A 17,828-nucleotide genomic window follows, 5' to 3' on the forward strand; every position below is an offset into this window, starting at 1 on the left:
AGACGCCTCAGCGCGAGATCAGGTCGATGAAGCGCGCCACCTTGCGGTAGGGCGGACGCAGCAGATCGCTGCCGGCGCGCCGGCTCTGCCAAAGTACCGGCAGCCGCTTGCTCATCGCATCGAAGCCGGCCCTGCCATGGTAGGCGCCCATGCCGCTGGCGCCGATGCCGCCGAACGGCAGGCCGTTGATCGCAAAATGCAGCAAGGCATCGTTGACGGTGACGCCGCCGGCCAGGGTCTGGCCGAGGATCGTCTCCACCGTGGCCCGCTCATGGCTGAAGGGATACAGCGCCAGCGGGCGATCGCGGCCGTTGATCATGGCGATGGCCTCCTCCAGCGTGCGGTAGCTGCGGATCGGCAGGATCGGCCCGAAGATCTCCTCCTGCATCACCTGCGTGTCATCGCCGGGCTGGAGGATCAGCGTCGGCGGGAACAGCCGCTCGCGGCGGGCGCGCTCGCCATCGATCATCGCCAGTTCCACCACCTGCGCACCGCACGCACGCGCATCGCAGACATAGCCGTGCAGGCGCTGGTACTGCGCGTCGTTGATGATGCGGCTGTAGTCACGCGGGTCACTGAAGTCACCGTAGCGCTGGCGCACCTGCGCGCGCAGCGCCGTCACCAGCGCGGCCACGCGCGCTTCATCGATGAGCACATAGTCCGGGGCGATGCAGGTCTGTCCGGCGTTGAACCATTTGCCGGTGGCCAGGCGCGCGGCGGCCGTCTCCAGCGGATAGTCCGCGGCGATGATCGCCGGCGACTTGCCGCCCAGCTCCAGCGTCAGCGGAGTCAGATGCTGCGCGGCGGCGGCCATCACCTTGCGGCCGACCGCGGTGGAGCCGGTGAACACCAGATGGTCCAGCGGCAGGGCCGAAAACGCAGCGGCCACGGTGGCATCGCCCTGCACCACACGCACCCGCTCGGGCGGAAACACCTCGGCCAGCAGCGACTGCAGGAACGCCGAAGTCTGCGGCGTGTGTTCGGAGGGCTTGAGCAGCACGTGGTTGCCGGCGGCGATGGCCGTGGCCAACGGCACCAGCGCCAGGTTGACCGGATAGTTCCACGGCGAGATCACCCCGACCACGCCCACCGGCAGCGGCCGCACCTGCGCCCGCGCCGGCCAGAAGCGCCAACCCACGCCGACCCGCTCGGGCTTCATCCAGCCGCGCAGGTGCGCAAGCAGGTGATCGATCTCGCCGGTGACCGTCATGCCATCGGCGATCACCGACTCATGGTGCGAGCGGTGGCCGAAATCGGCGGCGATGGCCTCGCTCATCGCGCCGATGCGGGTCTTGAACACCGCGCGCAGCCGGCACAGGTCATCACGACGCTGGCGGTAGTCGGGCCGCTGCCGCAACCAGGCCTGGCGCAACTGCGCCAGGGTCTGGGTCAATGTGGTCTGTACGTCGCCGGGCGAATCCATCACAACCTCCCCAAGGTCAGCGGCCACTGTAAACCAGAGTGCGTCGCACAAAAAAAAAGGGCCGCCCGTCGCCGGGCGGCCCTTGGCCATCACTGCCGGAACCTCAGTGCGAGGACGCCTTGCTGGCGCCGATGCCGGTTTCGGCACGCACCTGCTGGGCCGGATAGGCGGCACGTTCGGCCTGTGCGTTCTTGCTCTTGTCGGTGATCGAGAACAGCCAGATGCTGACAAAGGCGATGGTCATCGAGAACAGCGCCGGGCTGGTGTACGGGAACGGCGCGCTGCCGGCCGGATTGCCCAGCGTGTCGACCCACACCGACGGCGAGAGCAGGGTCAGGATCAGCGACGAGGCCAGACCGAGCGAACCGCCAATGACCGCGCCGCGGGTGGTGCAATCCTTCCACAGCAGCGACAGCAGCAGCACCGGGAAGTTGGCCGAGGCGGCGATGGCGAAGGCCAGCGACACCATGAAGGCCACGTTCTGCTTCTCGAACACGATCCCCAGCAGCACCGCGATCACGCCCAGCACCAGGGTGGTGACACGCGAGACACGCAGTTCCGTGCCTGCGGGCGGCCTGCCCTTCATGATCACCGTCGCGTACAGGTCATGCGACACCGCCGAGGCACCGGACAGGGTCAGGCCGGCGACCACCGCCAGGATCGTGGCGAAGGCCACCGCGGAGATGAAGCCCATGAACAGGTTGCCGCCCACCGCCTTGCCAACCAGCACCGCGGCCATGTTCGGGCCGCCCTGGATGGTGCCGGTGACCGGATCGGCGTACTCGGGATTGGTCAGTACCAGTGCGATGGCGCCGAAACCGATGATGAAGATCAGGATGTAGAAGTAACCGATCCAGGTGGTTGCCCACAGCACCGATTTGCGGGCCTGCTTGGCATCGGGAACGGTGAAGAAGCGCATCAGGATATGCGGCAGGCCCGCGGTACCGAACATCAAGGCCATGCCGAAGGAGATGGCCGAGATCGGATCCTTGACGAAGCCACCCGGGCCCATGATCGCCAGGCCGGTACTGGCCGCTTCCTCCGCGCTCTTGCCGCTGTTGGCCGCGATCTGGGTCTTGACCCGCACCGCCTCGCTGAACAGCGCCTCGAAACTGAAGTTGAAGTGCCACATCACCATCACCGCCATGAAGGTGACGCCGGACAGCAGCAGGCAGGCCTTGATGATCTGCACCCAGGTGGTGGCGGTCATGCCACCGAACAGCACATAGACCATCATCAACACGCCCACCAGCGCCACCGCGACCCAGTAGTCCAGGCCAAACAGCAGCTTGATCAGCGCACCGGCGCCCACCATCTGCGCGATCAGGTAGAACAGCACCACCACCAGCGTGCCGGAGGCGGCGAACATGCGGATGGGTTTTGCCTGGAAGCGGTAGCCGGCGACGTCGGCGAAGGTGAAGCGGCCCAGGTTGCGCAGGCGCTCAGCCATCAGGAACGTCAGGATCGGCCAACCGACCAGGAAGCCCAGCGCGTAGATCAGGCCGTCATACCCGTTGGTCATCACCGCGGCGGTGATGCCCAGGAACGAGGCGGCCGACATGTAGTCACCGGCAATGGCCAGGCCGTTCTGGAAACCGGTGATGCCGCCACCGGCGGTGTAGAAGTCGGACGCGGACTTGGTGCGGCCCGCGGCCCACTTGGTGATGCCAAGCGTGAACACCACGAAGGTCGCGAACATGATGATCGCGGTCCAGTTGGTCGGCTGGCGCACGGTCTGGCCGATGTCGCCCCCGGCGGCCATGGCCGCACCGCTGGCGATCAGCAGACCGAGCAGGGCGCCGGATCGCAGGACGGAGTAGGTCATTGTGCTTCCTCCATGATCTGTTCAGTCAACTTGTCGAATTCCCTGTTGGCACGGCGCACGTAGAAGCCGGTGATCAGGATGGTGAACACCATCAGGCCCAAGGCGATCGGAATGCCGACGGTGGTGATCTTGCCGGCGCCGATCGGCGTGGCCAGGAAGGCCTTGTCGAAGGCGATCAGGCCGATATAACCGTAGTAGGCCAGCAGCATCACGATGGTCAGGGTCCAACCCAGCTTGTTGCGCGTGCTGCGCAGCCGTTGGTATTTGGGGTTGGAGGCGATCCGCTCTACACGGGGATCGGCGGAAGCAGTCATTTTGATTCTCCGGAGGAAGGGAATACCGCGGCCACAACGCGCCAACGCGCTGTCGCTGCGACATGAGTGCTCCCCGTGGGGGTAGGGAGAGAGGCGTACTGCGTTTTCGGACGCGGTACCGGCGACACTGCACCGCCGGTACCGGAGGGGTCAGAAGCTGTACTTGGTGGTGAACTGCACGCGGCGGATGTCGCCCTTGCGGCCGTCCTCGATCTCGCGCACGCCGTACATCAGCTCGGCACCGATATCCACCTTGGGCATCGGGGTGTAGAACACATTGCCGCGGATGGACTGCACGCTCTTGGTCACCAGCGGCCCGGTGATCGTCGCGTCGTTGTCGTAGTCGCTGCGGGCGTAGATCAGGTTGGTGCGCAGCTGCGGCGAGAACGCATGGCGCCAGCCCACGTAACCGGCCAGCACACCGGTGAGATCGAGTTCGTCGCGCGCCGCGTCATAGGCACTGTCGGCGGTGATGCCCAGGCCGACATAGCGGGCGATGCCTTCGCCACCGGTGAGCTGGTAGTGCAGGCTGTCGCTGTCGGCCATCACCCACTTGCCGCCCAGGGTCAGGCCGCCGGCGATCTTGCTGGCATCGGCGCCGGTGACCTGGTTGTCCACTTTCAGCTGGCGCAAAAGACCGGCCACTCCGAACGTGCCCCAGTCGCCTTTCCAGCCGTAGCGCACGGTCAGGTCCGGCACCGAGCCGCGATCGGAATTGGGCGCGCCGATCAGCGTGGTTTCCGGATTCTCCAGCGCCACGCTCAGCCCGCCCTTGGTGTAGCGCACCTGCGCCTGGCGCACGAACAGCACGCCATCGGTCGGGCCGACGAAATCCACCGCTTCGGGAATCGACGCGGCGTCCATGAAGTTGGACCAGGTCTGGCCGGCCAGCCAGTTGTTCCAGTACATGTAGGCGTGCCGCAGGGTCACCCCATAGGTGTTGGTGGCGGTCTGGTTGCCCAGCGCATTGCCGAAGAAGTCCATCTCCACCAGCGCGCCGGCCTTGTCGCCGTTGTCGGCCACATGGTCCACACCGAGGTTGAAACGCGAGAACTTGGCATGGGCGTTGTAGTCCATGTCCGAGCGCTCGCCCGAGCCGCCGGCGCCCTGCACTGGAGTCTGCCCGGGCAGGTACAGCGCACGGCCGGTGGCATCGTCGGCCAGCTGGCCATCCCCGGTCTGGGTGGCCAGGAAGTCGGCCTTGATGAAGCCGCCGAACTTGAACGTGGTGCCGGGCGTGGCGCCCGGGGTGATGCTGGTGACCTGGATCGGCTGCTTGCCGGGCGGCAGCGCCGGTGTGGCGGCGCGTTCGGCCTGCACGGTGCGCACCTGCTGCACCTCGCTCTGCGTCTGCGTGATCGCCCCCTGCTGTTGCTGCTGGGTGGATACCAGCAGCTGCACCTGCCGTTCAAGTTCGGCCACGCGCGCTTCGAGCGCTTTTTCCCTGGCCGTTTCCGCAAAGGCCACACCCGGCGCAACCAGCGCGAGAAACAGCGCGGCAGCCAGCGGGCGGCGGACGGTTTTCAACATGTGTCGATTCATCGGATCAGCCTCTCTCCAGGCGGGCGGCGGCCGCCACCAGTTGCACGGTCGCAGCCAGCGTGCGCGGCAAGCAAGACGCCCGGCTATTCGCCATTAGTCGAACCCGGCGCCGTATTCGACCATCGTCTAACCCGGGGGGCAGCGCGTGATGGAGCGTATGCGGCACACTTGGGAAGTTCCGGCTGTGCCACAAACACAGCTCCCCCCATTGGTTACAAGTGCAAAGGTGAGGGTTGCCATGACTGATGTTTATCCCGTTGATCCCGCATTCGCCGCGAAGGCGCGGATCGACAAGAACACGTACCAGCAGCTGTACCGCGAATCGGTGGAAAACCCCGACGTGTTCTGGGCCAAGGCCGCCGAGCGCCTGGACTGGTTTGTAAAGCCGACCAAGATCAAGAACGTCAGCTACCAGCTTGATGATTTCCGCATCAAGTGGTTCGAGGACGGCGAACTCAACGTCAGCGTGAACTGCCTGGACCGGCAGCTGGCTACCCGCGGCGACAAGACCGCGCTGCTGTTCGAACCCGACAGCCCGGACAGCCCGGCGCAGAAGGTCAGCTACCGCGAGCTGTACGAACGCGTGTGCCGCCTGGGCAACGCGCTGCGTGCGCTGGGCATCAAGAAGGGCGACCGCGTCACCATCTATCTGCCGATGATCGTCGATGCCGCCGTGGCGATGCTGGCCTGCGCCCGCGTCGGTGCGATCCACTCGGTGGTGTTCGGTGGCTTTGCCGCCAACTCCATCGCCGACCGCGTCGGTGACTGCGGCAGCAAGCTGATCATCACCGCCGATGAAGGCCTGCGCGGTGGCAAGAAGGTGCCGCTCAAAGCCAACGTCGACGCCGCGCTGAAGCTGCCGGGCACCCACACGGTGGAAACCGTGCTGGTGGTGCGCCATACCGGCGCGGCGGTGGACATGCAGGCCCCGCGCGACCGCTGGTTCCACGACGTGGTCGATACCCAGCCGGCGGTGTGCGAACCGGAGCGCATGAACGCCGAAGATCCGCTGTTCATCCTCTACACCTCCGGCTCCACTGGCAAACCCAAGGGCGTGCTGCACACCAGCGCCGGCTACCTGCTGTACGCGGCCTACACCCATGAAGCGGTGTTCGACCTGCGCGAGGACGACATCTACTGGTGCACCGCCGACGTGGGCTGGGTCACCGGCCACAGCTATATCGTCTACGGCCCGCTGGCCAACGGCGCCACCTCGGTGATGTTCGAAGGCGTGCCGAACTACCCCGATACCTCGCGTTTCTGGGAGGTGATCGACAAGCACCAGGTCACCATCTTCTACACCGCGCCGACGGCGATCCGTGCGCTGATGCGCGAGGGCGAGGCACCGGTCAAGCGCACCTCGCGCAAGAGCCTGCGCCTGCTCGGCAGTGTCGGCGAGCCGATCAATCCCGAAGCCTGGCGCTGGTACTACGAGGTGGTGGGCGATGCGCGCTGCCCGATCGTGGATACCTGGTGGCAGACCGAAACCGGCGGCATCCTGATCTCGCCGCTGCCCGGCGCGATCGACCTGAAGCCGGGCTCGGCCACGCTGCCGTTCTTCGGCGTGCAGCCGGCACTGGTCAATGCCGACGGCGAAATCCAGCACGGCGCGGCCGAAGGCAACCTGATCATCCGCGACTCGTGGCCGGGGCAGATGCGCAGCGTCTACGGCGACCACCAGCGCTTCATCGACACCTACTTCCGCACCTACCCGGGCAGCTACTTCACCGGCGACGGCTGCCGTCGCGACGCCGACGGCTACTACTGGATCACCGGCCGCGTCGATGACGTGATCAACGTCTCCGGCCACCGCATCGGCACCGCCGAGGTCGAAAGCGCGCTGGTCAGCCATCCGAAGGTGGCCGAGGCGGCCGTGGTCGGTTTCCCGCACGACATCAAGGGCCAGGGCATCTACGCCTACGTCACCCTGGTGGCGGGCGAGGCGCAGACCGAGGAGCTGCTCAAGGAACTGGTGGTGTGGGTGCGCAAGGAGATCGGCCCGATCGCCGCACCGGACCACCTGCAATGGGCGCCGGGTCTGCCCAAGACCCGCTCGGGCAAGATCATGCGCCGCATCCTGCGCAAGATCGCCGAGAACGCGCCGGACCAGCTGGGCGACACCTCCACCCTGGCCGATCCCTCGGTCGTGGCCTCGCTGGTGGAAGAACGCAAAGTGAAGTGACGTTCGACCATGCCGGCGCGCCGCGGTGCGCCGGCTGTCGGTCCGCGCGGAGGGCGTGGACCGGTATGCCCTGCCGTTATCCTGTTCCACCGGAAGGGCGCCCCCCTTCCCACGCATTGGACCTTACATGCCCACCCTCCTGATCGCCGATGACCATCCCCTGTTCCGCGAAGCCCTCAAGGGCGCGGTGCAACGGATCATTGCCGGCGTGCAGCTGCTGGAGGCCGACAGCGTGGAAGCGCTGTACGCGCTGGCCGAACAGCATCCCGATGCCGACCTGGTGCTGATGGATCTGAACATGCCCGGCGCGCAGGGCTTCAACGCGCTGGTGCACCTGCGCGCGTTGCATCCACAGCTGCCGATCGTGGTGGTATCCGCCCGCGAGGAGCCCACGGTGATGCGCCGCGCGCTGGACCACGGCGCATTCGGTTTCATTCCCAAATCCGCCGACTCGGACACCATCGGCCACGCGCTGGGCACGATCCTGGACGGCGAGCGCTGGGCGCCGGCCGAGGCGCACAACGTGCCGCCCACGCCGAACGAGGAGCGCGAGGTCGGCCAGCGCCTGCGCGAGCTCACCCCGCAGCAGTTCCGGGTGTTGCAGATGCTCGGCGTCGGCCGCCTGAACAAGCAGATCGCCTACGATCTGGGCGTGTCCGAAGCCACCATCAAGGCCCATGTCACCGCGATCCTGCGCAAACTCGGCGTCACCAACCGCACCCAGGCGGTGCTGATGGCCGGCAAGCTGGCCATCGACGACGACAGCATCGTGCTGCCGCCGGAAGAGGACTGAGGGGTCCGGCACACGCCCTGACAGAGCCGGTCCGGTCCCCGGGCTGCTACAATCCGCGCTCCCTTGGGGAGTAGCCTGCTTCCAGCAATGGAAGCGCCCACGTCAACATACTCGGCCAGTGCGCCGTGGCGTGGGCAGCCAGATCCGGTTGGCGAGACCAGCGGCCTGCGTGCGCAACGACGGTTGGGCGCCACGCGGGTCGTTCGTGTCCGCCCGACCAGGTAATCCAGATGTCCCCTCTTTCGATTGTTCTCATCGGCTTTGCCATGTCCACCGATGCCTTTGCCGCGGCGGTCGGCAAAGGTGCGGCGATGCGCAAACCGCGCCTGCCCGATGCCTTGCGCGCCGGCCTGATCTTCGGCGTGATCGAAGCCATCACCCCGGTCATCGGCTGGCTGCTCGGCCGCGCCGCCTCGCAGTATGTGGAAGCCTTCGACCACTGGATCGCGTTCGGCCTGCTCGGTGTGCTCGGCGTGCACATGATCGTGGCCGGGCTCAAACCCGATGACGGGGAGGACGCCGGCAGCCCGGAAAGCGGCAAGGCGCGGCACGGTTTCTGGGCACTGGCCGCCACCGGCTTTGCCACCAGCATCGACGCGATGGCCATCGGCGTGGGTCTGGCATTCCTGGATGTGCATATCGGCGTGGTCGCGCTGGTGATCGGCCTGTGCACCCTGACCATGGTGACGCTGGGCATCATGCTCGGCCGCGTGCTGGGCGCACTGGCCGGCAAACGCGCCGAGATCATCGGCGGCGTGATCCTGATCGTGATCGGCAGCTCGATCCTCTACCAGCACCTGGGCGGCGCGGCCTGAGCCGTCAGGTGGGAACGATCCGCGCCGGCTACTTGCGGCGCGGCTCGTGCAGGGCGGTGAGGAAGGCGCGCAGCGAGGCCGGCTTGACCGGCTTGGTCAGCACCCGGTAGCCGCGCTCGCGCGCCAGCCGCTTCAGTTCGTCGCGGCCGTCGGCGGTGAGCAGCGCGCCCGGCAGCGGCCGGCCGGCGGCCTCGCGCAGCGCCACCAGCGTATCCAGGCCATCCAGGCGGTCATGCAGGTGGTAGTCCACCAGCATCACATCGGGTTGTTCGGCCAGCTTCTGCAGCGCCATGTCCACGGTGCTGGCGGCGATCACCTGCACCTTCCAGCGGCCCAGCAGCGCGCGCATGCCGTCCAGGATCTCCTGGTCGTTGTCCACGCACAGCACGCGCATGCCGGCCAGCGAATCGTCATTGCCGAATGCCGAGGACGCCCGTGGCACCGGCGGCGGTGCCGCCGGCGTCGGCACCCGCGGCAGGGTGATGGAGAACATGCTGCCGTGACCGGGCTGGCTGCGCGCATTGAGCGCGTGGTCGAGCAGGCGCGAGATGCGCTGGCAGATCGACAACCCCAGCCCCAGCCCCTGCTCGCCCCAGTCGAACGGCTGCTGGTAACGGTGGAACTCGGTGAAGATCTGCTGCATGTGGTGTTCGGGAATGCCCGGGCCGGTATCCCAGACCTGCAGTTCCACCTGCCCACCGCGCACCCGCAACGCCAGCACGATGCGGCCGCTGCGGGTGTAGCGCAGCGCATTGGCCATGAAATTCTGCAGCACCCGACGCAGCAGCCGGCGGTCACTGCGCACCCAGGCCGGACGCGCGAACACGTGCAGGCGCAGGCCGCGCCCGGCGGCAATGGGCGTGTACTGCGCGGCCAGCTCGCGCACCAGCACGCTGGCGTCGAACTCGCTGAGGGTCGGGCGCAGGCCGCCGGCATCGAGCCGCGACACGTCCAGCAGACCGTCGAGCAGCTCCTCGGCCGCGCGCAGCGAGGCGTCCACGCGCTCGGCCAGGTGCCGCTGCTCGTCGCTCTCATGCAGGCTGTCGCGCCGCGCCGAGGCGAACAGCCGCGCCGCGTTCAGCGGTTGCAGCACGTCGTGGCTGATCGCGGCCAGGAAGCGGGTCTTGGACTGCTGCGCGGCCTCGGCCGCCCGCGAGCGCTCGGCCACGCGCTGCTCCAGCGTCTCGTTGGCTTCCCGCAGCGCCTGTTCGGCCTGCTTGAAATCGGTGATGTCGTTGTAGCTGGTGACATAGCCACCGCCCGGCAGCGCCTGGCCACGCAGCTCGATCACCTTGCCGTCGGCACCGGTGCGCTCGAACACATGCGGCGAGCCGGCGCGCATGTAGCCAATACGGCGGTTGATCTGGATCTCGATATCGCCCTCGCCCAGCTCGCCACGCTCGGCGTTGTAGCGGATCAGGTCCGCCACCGGACGACCGACGTAGAGCATGCCGTCGGGGTAGCCGAACATCTGCTGGTAACGGCGGTTCCACGCGGTCAGGCGCATTTCCGGATCGACCACGCTGACCCCGCCGCTGATGTTCTCCAGCGTGGTGGAGAGGATCTCTCGGTTGAAACGCAGCTCCTGGCCGGCCTCGTCCAGCACCGCCACCACCTCGCCCAGGTCCATGCCCGAGCCACGCAGCAGGCTGGTCAGCAGCAGCCGCGCCGAGGCCGCACCGATGGACGCGGCCAGCAGGCGTTCGGTGAACTGCACCCAGACGCGGTCGGCGGCCGCGGCCGGCTGCAGTTCGCGGCGCAGGGACTGGGCCTGTTCGGCGAAGGAACGGCGGGCGCGATTGTCGCCGATCACCCGGGTGGCCAGCGCCAGCAGATCGCGCACCTTGATGTGTGCCGGCCAATCGCCGGCCACCACCGGGCGCTTGGCGTAAGGATCCAGGAACGGTGCCGCGCGCAGGCGTTCGGCCACATCCGGACGCCAGCGCATCGACACCAGCAGCATCGTGGCGGTGTTGAGCAGCAGCGACCAGAAGGTGCCGTGGGTCAGCGGATCCCAGCCGGCCAGCCCGAACAGCTGCTGCGGCCGCAGCCAGTCGATGCCGAACGGCCCGGTCCGCAACAGGCTCTGGTCCAGCCAGCCGCCCTGCGCCAGCGCCGGCACCAGCAGCGTGTACACCCACACGCAGAAACCGGCCACCATGCCGGTTTCCACGCCGCGCCGGCTGGCGCCGCGCCAGTACAGGCCGCCGAGCAGGCCCGGGGCGAACTGCGCCACCGCCGCGAACGCCATCAGCCCGTAAGTGGCGAGCATGGTGTCGTTGCTGCTGCCGCGGTAATAGCCGTAGGCCACCAGCGCCAGCAGCAGGATCGCCAGGCGGCGGATCCACAGCACCCGTGAGGCGACGCTGGCCGCTTCGCGGTGGTCGCCACTGCGCCGCAGCAGCAGCGGCATCACCAGGTCGTTGCTGATCATCGTCGCCAGCGCGATCGAGGAGACGATGACCATGCCGGTGGCCGCGGAGAAGCCGCCGACATAGGCCACCAGCGCCAGCGCGGTGTTGCCGCCGGCCATCGGCAGCGCCAGCACCAGGGTGTCATCGGACGCCAGACCGGTGCCGAACAGGGCCGCGCCGGCGCTGGCGATAGGCACGATCATCAGCGAGATCAGCACCAGATAGCCGCCGAACATCCAGCGCGCGCGGCGCACGTCGCCGGCATCGGCGCATTCCACCACCGCCACGTGGAACTGCCGCGGCAGGCAGATCAGCGCCAGGAAACTGAGCAGGGTCTGCGAGACGAAACCCACCGGTGGCATGCCCTCGAACAGGGCGCGGGCCGAGCGCACCACCGAATCGCCACGGTCGGCCAGCCAGACATAGGCGAACACACCCACCGCCACGATCGCCAGCAGCTTGATCATCGATTCCAGCGCGATCGCCAGCATCATCCCGTAGTGGTGCTCGGTGGCATCGACCTGGCGGGTGCCGAACAGGATCGCGAACAGCGCCATCAGCAGGGCCACATACAGCGCCGGATCGGTGAACACACCGCTGCCGGCGGCATTGCCGGTCAGCACCTGCAGGCTCATCGCCACCGCCTTGTACTGCAGCGCCAGATACGGCACCACGCCGACCAGCGCGATCAGCGCCACCAGCGCCGCCAACCGCCGCGAGCGGCCGAAACGCGAGGAGATGAAGTCGGCGATGGAGACCACGTTCTCGCTGCGCGCGATCAGCGCCAGCCGCTCGATGATGCGCCAGCCGAAGATCAGCATCAGCAGCGGACCCAGATAGATCGGCAGGTAGCCCACGCCATAGCGCACCGCGCTGCCGACGCCACCGTAGAAGGTCCACGACGAGCAGTACACCGCCAGCGCCAGGCTGTAGACCACCGGCCGCAGCCACGGCCGGTCCGGGTACAGCGGACGGCGGTCACCCCACCAGGCCACGCCGAACAGCAGCGCGGCATAGCCGAGTGAGACCAGTAGCAGGATCCAGCTGGAGACCAAGAACACATCCCGTGCGACGGAGCGCGCCCAGTGTAGCCATTCCGCCGGTCGCCACGCCCCTGCCCCGCTGCTGAATGGAGGCGACGCACACGCCGGCAGCGGTACTTCCTGCAAGGGCCCTGTGCACGGCCGCAAACGCCAACGCCCCGGCAGGACCGGGGCGTTGGCGGGGAAGCGCGGGCGCGGAATTACTGCGCCAGCTGGAACTGCACTTCCACGCGGCGGTTGGGCAGCAGGCATTCCAGCAAGGCCGCACGCGGCTTCACGCCGTCGCACTGCTGCACCTGCTGGGTGTCGCCGCGGTACTCGTAGCTGATCCGGGCCGGATCGATACCACGGCCGATCAGCAGCTCGCGCACGGTCTGCGCCCGCCGCTGCGACAGGCCCTGGTTGTAGTCGAAACCGCGGCCCTGCATGCGGTCGGCATGACCGACCAGGGTCACCCCGGCCAACTCGCGCTTCTCGCTCTCGATGGTGGCCAGTGCACGGTCCACGCTTTCCAGCGAGTAGGTGCGGATGTCGCGGTACTGGTCACGGTCGAACTCGAACACGACATTGGCGATCAGCGGGCCCATTACCGGGGCCGGACCTGCGACCGGACCGCCCGGATCGACACCGCACAGGCGCGCGGCGGCCTCGGCCTCGTTGACCAGGTCCTCGGCGATCTGGATGTAGGGCTTGGAGTGGCGCCACTGCTGCTGGTTGAACTCGTTGCCGGCGTGCACCAGCTCGACCTCGCCGCAGGCCACCTTCTGCGCGGCGCAGGCAAAGCCCGGCGTGCCATGGATGACCTTCAGCCGCTGCCACAGGTCGGCGCGCAGGTGCTTGGCGTCGTTGACCAGGGCGGTGTCGGTGGGGATCGGCGAAACCCCGTTCTCCATGTCCACGATCAGCTTCTCCGACTCGGTCAGCGCTTCCTGCGGGAACGCGCTGCGGTCGTTGCGGGTGTATTCGTGGAAGGACACGTCCAGCCAGCACTGCGCCTTGGACAGGTGGTAGTCGCGGATCGGGCGACCGCCGTCGTTGAGCGCCTGGATCCGGCCCTGCGTGGCCTCGTACGACGCCAGGTCGGCATGGATCGCCTCGTCGCTGATGCGCCTGGCCTGCGGGTTGAGCTGGGTCTGCTGGGCGCCGTGGCACTCCAGCGGCTGGACGATTTCGCTATCGCCGACAATCCATATCCGCAGCGGTGCAAGCGCCAGCTGGCCCCGCGCACCGCTTACTGCGTTCTGTTGCACGACAACCGGCTCCTGGGCGCAGGCCAAGCGGGAGAGGGGAGCCTGCGTATTCAGGGATTCTAGCGTAGCGTAATTCCAATTACGCCCCTTCTTTGGTCGCCCGTGCCCCGACGGCAACGAAGAAGGGGAGCGATGACCGCTCCCCTTCTGTCTGCTTACTCGGCCGGGACGCCCATTTCCCTGAGCAGCTCCGGTGCCGGGTAGACCTTGGCCAGCAGCCAGCGCAGGTAGCGCATGTCCACATGCACGGCCCGCTTGTAGCGCGGATCGAACCACCAGCTGGCGCTGACCGATTCCCAGTTGGAATCGAAGTTCAGGCCGATCAGCTCGCCCTTGGCATTGAGCACCGGCGAGCCGGAGTTGCCGCCGGTGGTGTCCAGGTTGGTCAGGAAGTTGACCGTCTGGGTCTTCAGCGCCGGATCGGCAGTGCTGCCGAAATCGCCCTTGGCGATGGCCGCCAGCAGCGGCTTGGGCGCATCGAACGGCACCGTGTTGGTGTTCTTCTCGACGATGCCGGCCACCGTGGTCACCGGCGCGTAGCTGACCGCATCACGCGGGTGCAGCGCCTCGACCTTGCCATAGCTGATGCGCAGGGTGCTGTTGGCATCGGGGTAGACCGCACGGCCCTGCTTGGCACGCCAGGCGAACAGCGCCTGCATGTAGGACGGACGCAGGCGCAGCTGCTCGCCCTGGCGCTCCTTGCTCTGCCGCTCGTCGTTGAGTTGCGCCATCACCAGCGCCGAGGCCACCGAGACCAGCGGGTCGGACTCGATGAAACCGCCCTTGCGCGCGGCCTCGAAGCGCGACAGCCGCTGTGCCTCATCCCCCAGCGTGGTCTGTGCGTACAGCTCGTCCAGGTGCTTGGCCAACTCGGCCGGGGTGCGCCCGAACAGGTTGTCGTAATGCGCATCGCGCTGGTCGTCGGGCAGCTGCTGGTAGCGGGTCAGCAGCGCGGTGAGGATGGCCTTCTCCACCGTCGGGTCGTAGCGGCGCTGCACCTGCTTGAGCACGCCTTCGATCAGCGCCTGGTCGCGCTGCTGGTAGCCGCTCTCGCGCTCGGCATCGGGCTTGGCCGATTCGATGCGCAGCCGCTCCAGCAGCAGCGCCGAACGCAGCAACTGGGTCTGGCTGGACATCAAGCCAACCAGCAGCTCGCGCTCGCCCACGGCCCGCTCCTCCGCCAGCGAGGCGAACAACGCATCGATGTCGGCTTTGTAGCTGGCGTCGGTGGCGGCCAGCATCGCCTGTTCGTCAGCGGCGCGCTGGGCCTTGGCGTCGCTGCGCAACAGGCCTTCCAGTTCACCGGCGGCACGCTTGCGGTTGTTCTTCAGCGACTGCAGCTGCGAGGCGTAGCGCGTGCGGGCATCGGCATTGCCCTTGCCGACCGCCTCGATAGTGTCGATCAGCTGCTGGAACACCTCCACGCGGCGCGGCAGCACGGTATCGATCTGGTTGGCAAACTCGTCGGCGGTGCGCAGCCGGTAGGTGGTGCCCGGGTAACCGGCCAGCATCGCGTAGTCGCCTTCCCTGGGGCCATCCAGCGCCATCTTCAGGTGCGCCGGCGGCTGGTACGGCACGTTGTCCTTGCTGTACGGGGCCGGCTTGCCGTCCTTGCCGACGTAGGCGCGCAGCAGGGTGAAGTCACCGGTGTGCCGCGGCCACATGAAGTTGTCGATCTCGTCGCCGTAATTGCCGATCGCACGCGGCGGTGCATAGACCAGGCGGATGTCGGTCAGCTCCAGCTGGCGGATGCGGTAGAAATCGCTGCCGTAGTACATGTTGGCCACCGAGCAGCGCACGGCGGCTTCGGCCTCGCAGTCGGCGACGATGCGCTTGCGCGCATTTTCCACTGCGTCGTAATAACCGCGACCGGTCTTGCCGCGCGCGTCCTTGAGCACCTCGTCGGTGACCTTGTCGAAGCCCACCGTCACCAGCACCCGGTAATCGGGATTGGCCGCGCGCTCATCATCGCGGCCGCGGGCGATGAAGCCCTCGTCGATGGTGTTGTGGTCCTTGGTCGCGTTGTACTGGATCACGCCATAGGCGACATGGTGGTTGGTCAGCAGCAGGCCATCGCCGGAGACGAACGCGCCGGTGCCACCGCCGACCCGCACCACCGCACTGAGCGGCGGCGCGGTGACATCGGCCAGCTGCTTCGGATCGCCCTTGAAACCGGCCACCTTCAGCGTCCTGGCCAACTCCGGCAGCTGCGTGGGCATCCACATGCCCTCGTTGGCATTGGCCGCAGCGGCCAGGCCCATCCCCAGCGCCAGCGTGGCGGCAAGCGGTTTACGCGTCATCGAAAACTCCAGCAGACCTTCAGAACAGCCGCCGACAGTAGCGGCCACCGCGCGCAGCGGCAACCATCGTTGGTAACGAGGGGGCTATCCTGCGCCGATGCGTATCGTTGCCGCTTCCCTCGTCGTGATGGGCCTGCTGCTGGGCGCCTGCTCCGGTCCGGACCGGTCCCGCTCTGCCCACGCGAGCGCACCTGCGCTGGCGCTGCGAATCGAGCCGTGGACGCTGCCGGCCGATGCGGTCGCCGCGCAGCCGGATCTGGTCACCGCGCCCGATGGCAGCGTGCTGCTGTCGTGGCTCTCGCCCGATGCGCAGGGCCACCGGCTGCGCTATGCACGCTTTGCCGGCAACCGGTGGCAGCCGCCGCAACAGATCGCCCGCGGTGACGACTGGTTCGTGAACTGGGCCGACACCCCGCATCTGCTGGCCAGCGCCAATGGCGCGCTGTGGGCGCAGTGGCTGCGCAAATCCGCCGGCACCCCGTATGCCTACGAGGTGCAGCTGGCACGCTCGGCTGACGGCGTGCGGTGGTCGGCGCCGGTCACCGTGCACGATGACGGCACCGCCAGCGAGCACGGCTTCGTCTCGCTGTGGCCCGAAGGCGCCGAGGGCCTGGGCATCGCCTGGCTGGACGGGCGCAACACCGCCGGCAGCGCCGGGCATGCCCATCACGGCGCCGGCGCGATGACGCTGCGCAGCGCGCGCTTCGATGCCCGGCTGCACAAGCACGACGAGGTCGAACTGGACGCGATGACCTGCGACTGCTGCCAGACCGCCGCCGGCATGGCGGCCGACGGCCCGCTGCTGGTGTACCGCGGCCGCGATGCCGCCGAGATCCGTGATATCCAGCTGCGCCGCCGTACCGGCAGTGACTGGCGTCCCATGCAGCGCGTGCATGCCGACAACTGGACCATGCCGGCCTGCCCGGTCAACGGTCCTGCGGTGGCGGCTTCCGGCCGCGATGTCGTGGTGGCCTGGTACACCGCGCCGCAGGGGGAGCCGCTGTTGCGGATGGCCCACAGCGGCGATGGCGGCGCCACGTTCGCCGCGCCGGTGGAACCGGATCGCGGGGCCGGACTGCAGGGGCGGGTGCAACTGGCCGTCGATGCCGGGGGTGTCTGGCTGGCCTGGCTGCGTGAGGACGGCAGCGGACAGTCGCTATGGCTGGCCCGCTATGGGCCGGCACTGCAGCGCGAGCTCGCCCGCCTCCAGGTGGCGGCGCTGCACGGTCGCGGCCACGGCACCGGTTTCCCGCGCCTGCTCGCCGAGCCCGGTGGTGCGCGGCTGGTCTGGACCGATGTGGTCGCTGGCAAACCGCAGCTGCGCGGCGCACGCGTCCGCGAAGTGGCGCAGACGGCGGCAACCGCCGCGGCCGATCCCGGGCCGCACCGCACGGATCTGCCTACAGCGGCGGATCCGGCCACGGCGGGCGATTACCCCGCATCGCCGGGCAGCCGCGCCGTGCAGTAGCGCCAGCGTTTCACGTCGCGGTAGTCGCGCCCAGCCGTTTCCACGGTCAACCGCTTTCCCTCCAGCAGAAGCCGCAGCTCCACCGGCGACGCGTCCCCGGGCTCGGGCAGCTGGTCGATGCCGAGCCACGCGGTGGCCTGCCAACGGCCGGGAGCCCGCAGCCGCAGCTGCTGCAGCTGGTAGAACGTCCCTTCGCCGTACTCGGAGAATTCGTGCAGATAGCCTGGCCGGACCAGCAGCATTCCCACCATCGCCGATCCGGCGTGCTCCCACGGATCGGCCAGCACGCGATAGCGGTCGCACTGCGCCTGGCCTTCAGGGTCATCGCCGACCCACAGGCCATGCAGTGGCGCCGGCACCGCCGGCGGCTCGGGCAGCGGCGCAGCGGCATGGGCCATGCCCATCGCGCCTCCGGCAACCAGGGCCATGCCCCGGCACCGTTTCCAGAAAACCGCTGGT

The 17,828-nt window shown here is 68.0% G+C and carries 12 protein-coding genes and 1 riboswitch; of the genes, 4 read left to right on the forward strand and 8 right to left on the reverse strand.

Features of this window, described 5'->3' with window-relative positions; all coding sequences use genetic code 11:
• Positions 1-7: 7 nt before the first annotated feature.
• The 4 genes from ARC78_RS02780 to ARC78_RS02795 form a co-directional block, all read right to left on the reverse strand.
• Entirely contained in the window at positions 8-1,423 is a 1,416-nt protein-coding gene (locus tag ARC78_RS02780; RefSeq protein WP_057505680.1) for a coniferyl aldehyde dehydrogenase, read from the reverse strand.
• A gap of 103 nt (positions 1,424-1,526) precedes the next feature.
• Positions 1,527-3,248 carry a cation acetate symporter gene (locus ARC78_RS02785; protein WP_057505681.1) on the reverse strand — a complete coding sequence of 574 codons (1,722 nt, stop codon included), beginning with the start codon at positions 3,246-3,248 and terminating at the stop codon, positions 1,527-1,529.
• Complete coding sequence (locus ARC78_RS02790; RefSeq protein WP_054658381.1) at positions 3,245-3,562, reverse strand: DUF485 domain-containing protein; 318 nt, start codon at positions 3,560-3,562, stop codon at positions 3,245-3,247. Before ARC78_RS02790 ends, ARC78_RS02785 begins: the two co-directional genes overlap by 4 nt.
• 150 nt (positions 3,563-3,712) lie before the next feature.
• Positions 3,713-5,092, reverse strand: coding sequence for a DcaP family trimeric outer membrane transporter (locus ARC78_RS02795; RefSeq protein ID WP_425480548.1), 1,380 nt, complete (start codon positions 5,090-5,092; stop codon positions 3,713-3,715).
• A gap of 250 nt (positions 5,093-5,342) precedes the next feature.
• On the opposite strand from ARC78_RS02795, the gene acs reads away from it, so the two are divergent.
• The 3 genes from acs to ARC78_RS02810 all read left to right on the forward strand — a co-directional run bounded on the left by acs (position 5,343) and on the right by ARC78_RS02810 (position 8,894).
• Entirely contained in the window at positions 5,343-7,286 is a 1,944-nt protein-coding gene (gene acs / locus ARC78_RS02800; protein WP_054658385.1) for an acetate--CoA ligase, read from the forward strand.
• 127 nt (positions 7,287-7,413) lie between these two features.
• Complete coding sequence (locus ARC78_RS02805; RefSeq protein WP_054658387.1) at positions 7,414-8,079, forward strand: response regulator transcription factor; 666 nt, start codon at positions 7,414-7,416, stop codon at positions 8,077-8,079.
• A gap of 63 nt (positions 8,080-8,142) precedes the next feature.
• Positions 8,143-8,302: riboswitch (yybP-ykoY riboswitch) on the forward strand.
• A 7-nt stretch (positions 8,303-8,309) separates the two neighbouring features.
• Positions 8,310-8,894, forward strand: coding sequence for a manganese efflux pump MntP (locus tag ARC78_RS02810; RefSeq protein ID WP_057505683.1), 585 nt, complete (start codon positions 8,310-8,312; stop codon positions 8,892-8,894).
• Between the two features lie 28 nt (positions 8,895-8,922).
• On the opposite strand, the gene ARC78_RS02815 is transcribed toward ARC78_RS02810, so the two are convergent.
• The 3 genes from ARC78_RS02815 to ARC78_RS02825 all read right to left on the reverse strand — a co-directional run bounded on the left by ARC78_RS02815 (position 8,923) and on the right by ARC78_RS02825 (position 15,901).
• On the reverse strand, positions 8,923-12,363 hold the full coding sequence (locus ARC78_RS02815; protein ID WP_057505727.1) for a hybrid sensor histidine kinase/response regulator: 3,441 nt from the start codon (positions 12,361-12,363) through the stop codon (positions 8,923-8,925).
• A gap of 188 nt (positions 12,364-12,551) precedes the next feature.
• Positions 12,552-13,601: an OmpA family protein gene (locus ARC78_RS02820; protein WP_054659599.1), complete on the reverse strand. Its 1,050-nt coding sequence runs from the start codon at positions 13,599-13,601 to the stop codon at positions 12,552-12,554.
• A gap of 155 nt (positions 13,602-13,756) precedes the next feature.
• On the reverse strand, positions 13,757-15,901 hold the full coding sequence (locus ARC78_RS02825) for a S46 family peptidase (RefSeq protein WP_057505728.1): 2,145 nt from the start codon (positions 15,899-15,901) through the stop codon (positions 13,757-13,759).
• 97 nt (positions 15,902-15,998) lie between these two features.
• Here ARC78_RS02825 and ARC78_RS02830 point away from each other — a divergent pair, with 97 nt between their 5' ends.
• Positions 15,999-17,369 carry a hypothetical protein gene (locus ARC78_RS02830; protein ID WP_057505685.1) on the forward strand — a complete coding sequence of 457 codons (1,371 nt, stop codon included), beginning with the start codon at positions 15,999-16,001 and terminating at the stop codon, positions 17,367-17,369.
• Here ARC78_RS02830 and ARC78_RS02835 read toward each other — a convergent pair.
• The gene (locus ARC78_RS02835; RefSeq protein ID WP_057505686.1) at positions 17,333-17,797 is read right to left on the reverse strand and encodes a hypothetical protein; all 465 of its coding nucleotides are present in this window, start codon (positions 17,795-17,797) and stop codon (positions 17,333-17,335) included. The genes ARC78_RS02830 and ARC78_RS02835 overlap by 37 nt on opposite strands.
• Positions 17,798-17,828 lie beyond the last annotated feature (31 nt).

The organism is Stenotrophomonas pictorum JCM 9942, assembly GCF_001431585.1.
Taxonomy (GTDB): domain Bacteria; phylum Pseudomonadota; class Gammaproteobacteria; order Xanthomonadales; family Xanthomonadaceae; genus Stenotrophomonas; species Stenotrophomonas pictorum.